The organism is Variovorax glucosi (genome assembly GCF_051216695.1).
GTDB lineage: Bacteria > Pseudomonadota > Gammaproteobacteria > Burkholderiales > Burkholderiaceae_C > Variovorax.
The window spans coordinates 1-1,050 of sequence record NZ_JBPJZE010000380.1; the positions used below are offsets into that span (position 1 = coordinate 1).

Annotated in this window: 1 protein-coding gene; it reads left to right on the forward strand. The window is 66.4% G+C overall.

The annotated features are described in order from the left end of the window. Positions 1-1,050, forward strand: a 1,050-nt coding sequence (locus ACSFA3_RS25840; protein ID WP_435508163.1) for an aldehyde dehydrogenase family protein, incomplete at both ends; no start/stop codon positions are given.

Here is a 1,050-nt window from a genome sequence, read left to right on the forward strand (position 1 = left end):
TTCGACGTAAACGACCCGGCCACCGGCCTGAAGCTGGTCGACGTCGCCAACCTCACGCGTGCGGACGCCGCGCACGCCATCGCCGCCGCCAACAAGGCGCTCGCCGCCTGGCGCGGCAAGACCGGCAAGGAGCGCAGCATCGTGCTGCGCAAATGGTTCGACCTGCTGATCGCCAACACCGAAGACCTCGGCCGCCTGATGACCGCCGAGCAGGGCAAGCCCTTTGCCGAGGCCAAGGGCGAGGTTGCCTACGGCGCGAGCTTCATCGAGTGGTTTGCCGAGGGAGCCAAGCGTGTGAATGGCGAGGTGCTGCCGCAGTTCGACAACAACCGCCGCCTGCTGGTGATGAAGCAGCCCATCGGCGTGTGCGCGGCGATCACGCCGTGGAATTTTCCGCTCGCCATGATCACCCGCAAGGTGGCGCCGGCGCTGGCCGCGGGCTGCACTGTTGTCATCAAGCCGGCCGAACTCACGCCGCTGACCGCGCTTGCTGCAGCGGAGCTGGCGGTGCGGGCCGGCATTCCGGCGGGCGTGCTCAACGTGCTCACGGCCGACAGCCAGAACAGCATCGCGATCGGCAAGGAGCTGTGCGAGAGCGACGTCGTGCGCCACCTGAGCTTCACGGGTTCGACCGAAGTGGGCCGCATCCTGATGAGCCAGTGCGCACCGACGGTGAAGAAGCTGTCGCTGGAGCTAGGCGGCAACGCACCCTTCCTGGTGTTCGACGACGCGGATGTGGATTCGGCTGTCGAAGGCGCCATCGCGAGCAAGTACCGCAACGCCGGGCAGACCTGCGTGTGCGCCAACCGCCTCTACGTTCAGGACGGTGTGTACGACGCCTTCGTCGCGAGGTTCGCCGCCAAGGTCAAGGCACTCAAGGTCGGCAACGGTTTTGAAGACGGCGTGATGCAGGGCCCATTGATCGAGAACGCCGCCGTCGACAAGGTGCAGCGCCACGTCGACGATGCAGTGGCAAAGGGTGGCAAGGTGCTGGCCGGCGGGCACAAGATCAAGGGCCAGTTCTTCGAGCCGACCGTGATCGCCGAAGCC